The sequence below is a fragment of the Streptomyces sp. SID10853 genome (assembly GCF_010548145.1).
Lineage (GTDB): Bacteria > Actinomycetota > Actinomycetes > Streptomycetales > Streptomycetaceae > Streptomyces.
In genome coordinates this window covers 1-4,526 of the sequence record NZ_JAAGLN010000368.1, presented here as the reverse complement: position 1 = coordinate 4,526, position 4,526 = coordinate 1, and the positions used below count along the sequence as shown (strand labels likewise).

Here is a 4,526-nt window from a genome sequence, read left to right as displayed (position 1 = left end):
CGCGCGCCCAGCCCCCGCCCACACCGCCAGGCCCCACCCGGCCCACACCGCCCGGCCCCGGCCCCGGCCCACACCGCCCGGCCCCACCCCACTCCACCACCACCCGTCCGCGCACCGCCCCGCCCTCCCGCACCGGACCTCTCCCCCACCGAACCCCTCCCCCACCGAAACCTCTCCGGCACCGACTATTTACATCGATGCAAAGCGTGTGCCAAGGTCTCCGCCATCGAGTTCACATCGAATCGAATGAACGAGGTGAATACCCCCATGAGCGGAGCGATGGCGCGCCGGCGCTTCCTGGCTCTCGGCGGCGGCCTGGCCCTGGCCGGCGGGCTGTCCGCGTGCTCATCCCCGCTGGCCTCCGGTCTGACGGGTTCGCAGCCCGACACCGCCGACGTCATCTTCTGGAATCTGTTCACCGGCGGCGACGGCGCCAACATGACGCTGATGGAGAACGCCTTCCGCAAGGAGCACCCCGGTACGACCGTCGAGGCGACCATCCTGGGCTGGGGGAACCCGTACTACACGAAGCTCGCGCTGGCGACGGCGAGCGGCACCCCGCCCGACGTCGGCATCTCCCATCTGTCCCGGCTGCCGCTGCTCGCCGCCGCCGGGCTGCTGGAGCCGGTGGTCGAGACGGGCGTCTCCGAACTGGGCGTCACCCCGGACCGGTTCACCCCCGCGGCCTGGCAGAAGGCCACCGTGAACGGCACACCGTACGCGGTGCCGCTGGACACCCACCCGTTCGTGCTCTTCTACAACACCGATCTGGCGAAGAAGGCCGGCCTGCTCAACGCCGCGGGTGACGGGCTGAAGCCGATGAAGGGCAGGACGGACTTCACCGACGCGGTGAAGGCGATGAAGGAGGCGGGCGCCCAGTACGGCGCCGTCATGTCCATCACGGCCGACCCGTCCACCGCCTGGCGCTGGTTCAGCATGATCTACTCGGGCCTCGCGGGCCCCCTCGTCACCGGCTCCGGCACCAGGATCGACATCGATGCGGACGCGATGCGCGAGACGTTCGACTTCATGCAGGGCCTGACCGAGCCCGGCCTGATGCCGAAGAGCCTCAACGGGTCCGGCGCGAACGCCCTGTTCAGCACCGGCAAGTCGGGCTTCCTCTTCGACGGCGAGTGGCAGATCCCCTCGTACCGGCTCGTCAAGGGACTCCGCTTCAACGTGGTGCCGTTCCCCGCGCTGCTCGGCCCCAAGCCGGTGGCGTACGCCGACTCGCACGCGCTCGTCGTCCCGCGCAACCCGAACCGCTCCGCCGCCAGGACCGCGCACGCCGCGCAGTTCATCAAGAGCCTGCTCGACAACAGCGCCACCTGGGCGCACGGCGGCCATGTGCCGGCCTGGCTCCCGAGCCAGCGCAGCAAGGCGTTTCTCGGACAGTCCCCGCAGCGCAACTACGTACAGGCGGCGTTCAACGCCCAGTACGACCCGGTCGCCTGGTACACGGGCGCCGGTTCGGACTTCCAGAGCACCGTGGGCGCGACCGTCATCGAGGTACTCGCAGGCCGGCTCGGGCCGACGAAGGGCGTCGCCGCCATGCGGGCGGATCTGAAGCGCTACACGACAGCCCGACCACCGGTCACGATGAAGTAGGAGGCAGTTCCATGACGACCGTCGCCTCGACGCGGCCGGCCCGGGATCCAGCACCCGTGACGACGGCACGCGACCGGCCGCCCCGCTCCGACCGGCGGGCGGGCCTGCTCCTGAGCACCCCGTTCCTGGTCGTCTATCTGCTGTTCCTGGCCGGCCCGCTGCTGATGGGCATCGTGCTGAGCTTCTTCAACACGACCACTGTCAAGGACGGCCTCGGCGACTGGGTGGGGGTGTCCAACTACACCGAGGTGCTGGGCGACTCCCTCTTCTGGGACGCCATGTGGCACTCGGTGCTGTTCACCCTGATCACCACCCCGCTGCTGGTGGTGCTCGCGCTGCTCTTCGCGATCCTCGCGTCCCGGATCAGGCGCGGCCGGGTCTTCTACCGGCTGGCGTTCTTCGCGCCGTACGTGGTGCCCTCGTCGGTGGTCGCCCTGATCTTCCTGTGGATGTACACCCCCGAGGTCGGGCTGCTCCCGAAGCTGTTCGGGGCGGTCGGGCTGCCGGTGCCCGACTTCATCGGCAGTACGTCGGGCGGCTGGACCGCGGTGATCCTGATGACGCTGTGGTGGACGTTCGGCTTCAACTTCGTCCTGTACACGGCCGCGATCCAGGACGTCCCGCCTGATGTGTACGAGGCCGCCGCCATCGACGGGGCGAGCCCCTGGCAGCAGATCCGGCTGATCACCGTGCCGCTGCTGCGGCCCACCACAGGGCTAGTGCTGATCCTCCAGATCCTGGCCTCGCTGAAGGTCTTCGACCAGATCTATCTGCTCCTCAGCGGCGGCCCCGACCAGTCGACGCGGCCGGTCATCGAGTACATCTACGACACCGGATTCACCTCCTACCGGGGCGGCTACGGCGCCGCCGCCACCATGGTCTATTTCGTCATCATCGTCGCGATCTCGTCAGCCTGGTACGCGCTGCGCCGCCGGTCCGCGACCCCGGCCGCGCCCCGCACCGCGGCCTGAGCGGAGGACATCTTGAGCAGCATCACCGGCATCACCCGGCCGCGGCCGGCCGGCGCGGAGGGCTCGTCCGGCGAGCCCGCGGAGCCCTCGGCGCCCGGCGTCAACGGCGCGAACCTCTTCAACCGGCTCTGCGCCGTCTGTCTCACCCTGTTCGCGCTGATCTGGCTCGTCCCGTTCGTGTGGGCGCTCGTCACCTCGCTCCGCCCGGACGGCTCGATCACCGCGAAGCCGACATCACCCTTCGCCGGCGGCTGGTCCCTGCACGCCTACGCGTACGCCTGGGACACCTATCCGATCGGCTCCTGGTATCTGAACAGCCTGGTCATCGGGGTCCTCGCGGTGGTCTTCACCGTGGCGTTCTGCTCGATGGCGGGCTTCGCCCTGGCCTTCCTCCGCTTCCCCGGCCGTACCGTGGTCCTGGCCCTGGTCACCGCGGGTCTGATGCTGCCGACCGAGGCGCTGGTGCTGCCGCAGTTCATCGAGTACCGCTCGCTGCACCTGCTCGGCACCTACTGGGCGCTGGTCCTGCCGTCGGTGGCCGCACCGGTGTCCGTCTTCATCTTCCAGGCGTTCTTCAAGGGCATCCCGGTCCCGCTGATCGAGGCCGCGCGCATCGACGGGGCGAGCTGGTGGCGGGTCTACTGGACCATCTGTATGCCGATCTGCCGCCCGGCGATCTCCACGGTGTCGATCCTGACGTTCATCAACTCGTGGAACGCGTTCCTGTGGCCGCTGCTGGTGCTGAACCAGACCAAGTCGCAGACGATCCCGGTGGGTCTGGCGTCCCTGGTCAACAACAGCAACATCCAGTATGCGGAGGTCATGGCGTCGTCGGTGCTCGGATTCCTGCCGCTGATCGCGGTGTTCCTGGTCTTCCAGCGGCGCATCGTGCAAGGCGTGGCGACGACCGGTATCAAGTAGCAGACCGGTGTCAAGGAGCCGACCGGTGTCAAGGAGCCGTGGCCGCGGGGCCGTCGGTGCCTGCCGGATCGTCGGTACCCAACGGATCGTCGGTTCCTGCCGGGCCGTCGGTATCTGCCGGGCCGTCGCTTCCTGCCGGGCCGTCGGGCCCCGCGGCGTCCAGGACCAGCTCCGCGAGCCGGAGGTACGCGTTCACGGTGGCCGCCCGCAGCCGGTCGAGCTCCCAGCCGGGCGACTGCAGCGCCGCGTCGAAGGGGATGTGCACCACCTGGCCGGGGTCGATGCCCAGCCGTCCGGCGAACGAGCGGGGCAGCCGACGCCCGGACGCCCCCGCGACCTCGGCCGCCACCACGACCGCCTCGCGCGCCAGCCGCTCGCGCCCGGTCTCCCGCAGCTCGTCGAGGGTCCGCACCGCCGCGTCGAGGAACCAGTCGGCGGTGCCGCAGCAGAGGATCAGCCGGTCCGTGAGGTCGAGCACCACCCCGGCCGACCGGTCCAGGCGCAGCCGTGACCAGTCGGTCAGCACACACGAGTAGTGCGGCGAGGTCTGCGCCAGCACCCTGGCGTACTCGTGCGGGTGTGCCGGGTTCTGGCTGAAGTGGCCGCCTCGGTGGGCCACCACTTCGAGCCCCGAGGGCAGCCGTGTGGTCAGGGCGCGGATCTGCGCGTACGACACCGTGGGCTCCAGGGCGGCCAGATCGCGTACGACAGCCTCGTTGCGCCCGGTGAGGAAGGCGTCGAGGGACCCATCGGACGCCGCGCCGTCGAGGGCCAGGACCGGTTCGGCGCGCACGGCGGCGAGCAGCGAGCCGAGCACCATCGTCGTCGTGGCCCGGCCGCTGTAGTGGTAGGCACCGGCCAGGGTCAGCCGCCTGCTGTACGCCAGTGGCCTGCGCAGCCGCTCCAGGCGCGACAGCGTCTCACGGCGCGCGGACCCGAAACGCGGCAGCCGCAGACCGCTCCCGGCCGGCCTGGTCCCGCCGTCCTCCCGGGGCCCGCCGTCGTCCCGGGGCAGGTCGAGCGGCA

3 protein-coding genes and 1 pseudogene are annotated in these 4,526 nt (G+C 70.4%); 3 read left to right on the top strand and 1 reads right to left on the bottom strand.

Translation table 11 applies throughout. The annotated features are described in order from the left end of the window. Nucleotides 1-267: 267 nt before the first annotated feature. Genes G3I19_RS34745 through G3I19_RS34735 form a run of 3 tightly spaced genes read left to right on the top strand, consistent with a single transcriptional unit; the run spans nt 268 to nt 3,500 of the window. Nucleotides 268-1,608 (top strand): extracellular solute-binding protein, encoded by a 1,341-nt coding sequence (locus G3I19_RS34745; RefSeq protein WP_239075033.1) that lies wholly within the window; start codon nt 268-270, stop codon nt 1,606-1,608. An 11-nt stretch (nt 1,609-1,619) separates the two neighbouring features. Beyond that, nucleotides 1,620-2,579: a sugar ABC transporter permease gene (locus G3I19_RS34740; protein WP_164267679.1), complete on the top strand. Its 960-nt coding sequence runs from the start codon at nt 1,620-1,622 to the stop codon at nt 2,577-2,579. Nucleotides 2,580-2,591: 12 nt separating this feature from the next. Continuing rightward, complete coding sequence (locus G3I19_RS34735; RefSeq protein WP_203601014.1) at nt 2,592-3,500, top strand: carbohydrate ABC transporter permease; 909 nt, start codon at nt 2,592-2,594, stop codon at nt 3,498-3,500. A 28-nt stretch (nt 3,501-3,528) separates the two neighbouring features. Here G3I19_RS34735 and G3I19_RS34730 read toward each other — a convergent pair. Next, nucleotides 3,529-4,526, bottom strand: a pseudogene (locus G3I19_RS34730) (hypothetical protein); the annotation flags it as partial.

Excerpts from the sequence above, each read along its gene's own strand:
- G3I19_RS34745 (WP_239075033.1), top strand. The coding sequence starts at position 268 with ATGAGCGGAGCGATGGCGCGCCGGCGCTTCCTGGCTCTCGGCGGCGGC.
- G3I19_RS34740 (WP_164267679.1), top strand. The coding sequence starts at position 1,620 with ATGACGACCGTCGCCTCGACGCGGCCGGCCCGGGATCCAGCACCCGTG.